General features: G+C 67.4%; 1 protein-coding gene. It reads right to left on the bottom strand.

The features are described from left to right. The coding region (gene recG / locus EOA24_RS35515; protein ID WP_127410684.1) for an ATP-dependent DNA helicase RecG at nt 1-1,979 on the bottom strand (1,979 nt) is incomplete at its 3' end. Between the last annotated feature and the right edge of the window lie 122 nt (nt 1,980-2,101).

The raw sequence follows: 2,101 nt of genomic DNA, 5'->3' as shown, positions 1-2,101 counted from the left end.
GCTTCGAGAAGGTCGGCATGCGCCTCGATCCGCGCCACCTGGAAACCCGGCGTGCCGGACTGGCGCGTGCCGAGCAATTCGCCTTCGCCGCGCAGTTTCAGGTCCTCTTCGGCAATGCGGAAGCCGTCCTCGGTCTCGCGCATCACCGAAAGCCGGCGCTTCGCGGTCTCTCCGAGCGGGTCCTTGTAAAGCAGAACGCAGGAGGAGGGCTTGTCGCCGCGTCCGACGCGGCCGCGCAGCTGGTGCAACTGGGCAAGGCCGAAGCGCTCCGCATGCTCGATCACCATGATGGTGGCATCAGGCACGTCGACGCCGACCTCGATGACGGTGGTGGCGATCAGGATGCGCGTCTCGCCGTCCTTGAAGGCGCGCATCGCCTCGTCCTTCTCCGCGCCCTTCATGCGGCCGTGCACGAGGCCTATCCGGTCGCCGAACAGCGGTTTCAGCGAAGCAAAGCGATCCTCCGCCGACATTAGCTTGATCTCTTCGGATTCCTCCACCAGCGGGCAGATCCAGTAGATTTTTTGCCCCTCCGCAACCGCATCGCGCATGCGACCCACCAATTCGTCCAGCCGCTCCATCGGCAGGGTCACGGTGCGGATCGGCTGGCGGCCGGCGGGCTTCTCGGTGAGCTTCGAGACGTCCATGTCGCCGAAGGCGGTCAGCACCAGCGTGCGCGGGATCGGCGTTGCCGTCATCACCAGCATGTCGGGCGCATCGCCCTTGGCGGTGATGGCCAGGCGCTGGTGGACGCCGAACCGATGCTGCTCGTCGATGACAGCGAGCACAAGATCGTGGAACGTCACCGTTTCCTGGAACAGCGCATGCGTACCGACGACGATGTCGATCGCGCCGTTGGCAAGGCCTGCAAGCGTCTCGGTGCGCTCGCGGCCCTTCTCGCGCCCGGTGAGGATGGCGAGGCGCAAGCCGACTTTCTCGGCCAGCGGCGCGATGGTTGCCAGATGCTGGCGCGCCAGGATTTCGGTCGGCGCCATCAGCGCCGCCTGGCCGCCGGCCTCCACCGCGCGCGCCATGGCAAGCAGCGCCACCACGGTTTTGCCGGAGCCGACATCGCCCTGCAGCAGGCGCAGCATGCGTTCGGGGTCGGCGAGATCGGCATTGATCTCGCCAAGCGCGAATTCCTGGCTGGGGGTCAGTCTGTAAGGCAGGGCCGAGCGCAGCTTCTCGACGATGCGGTCATCGCCGATGAGCGGCCGGCCCGAGAGGCGGCGGATTCTGGCCCGCACCAACGCCAGCGACACCTGGCCGGCCAACAGCTCGTCATAGGCAAGGCGGCGCCAGGCGGATCCCTCGACGGCAACGTCGATCGGGACATTCGGGTGATGGATGCGGGAAAGCGCATCGCTGAAGGATGGAAAGGTGTGCCGACGCATGAAGGCGTCGTCCTGCCATTCCGGCAGTTCCGGCAGGCGCCCCAGCGCCTGTCCGATGGCGCGGCGCAGCACCTTGGCCGACAGGCCGGCGGTGAGGGGGTAGACCGGCTCGACCAGCGGCAGGCCCTCGGCCTCGTCGATTGGCGCGATGTGGTCCGGATGGACCATGGTCGGGCGGCCGTTGAACCACTCCATGCGGCCGGAGATCACCACATGCTCGCCTTCGGGCAGCATCTTCTGCAGATAGGCGGCATGGGCATGGAAGAAGGTCAGCGCGACCTCGCCGGTGTCGTCATGGGCGTAGACGCGGTACGGCACCGACCTGTTGCCGCGCGGCGGCGGCTGATGGCGATCGACCCGCACTTCCAGCGTGACGATCTGGCCCTCAGCCGACAGCGCGATGCCGGGCCGGTTGCGGCGGTCGATCACGCTGTTGGGCAGCAAGAACAGAAGTTCGGCGGCGCGAGCGGCGCGATCGCCGAGGTCGGCCGGCACCACCCTCTCGATCAGCAAGCCAACCTTCGGGCCGACGCCGGCGAGCGAGGTGATCGGGACAAACAACGGATCGAGGATGGTGGGGCGCATCAGCGCTGCGCCGGTTTGGAAGCTGGATAGGCCGAGTTCCTTCGCGCCCCCCTCTGTCCTGCCGGACATCTCCCCCACGAGGGGGGAGATTGGCAGCTTCGGCGCTGCGCCCATTCTGCAAC

The sequence above is a fragment of the Mesorhizobium sp. M2A.F.Ca.ET.039.01.1.1 genome, assembly GCF_003998035.1.
In the GTDB taxonomy this organism is placed as follows: domain Bacteria; phylum Pseudomonadota; class Alphaproteobacteria; order Rhizobiales; family Rhizobiaceae; genus Mesorhizobium.
The sequence above is the reverse complement of the archived record's forward strand: the minus strand, read 5'-3'. Positions and strand labels throughout refer to the sequence as shown.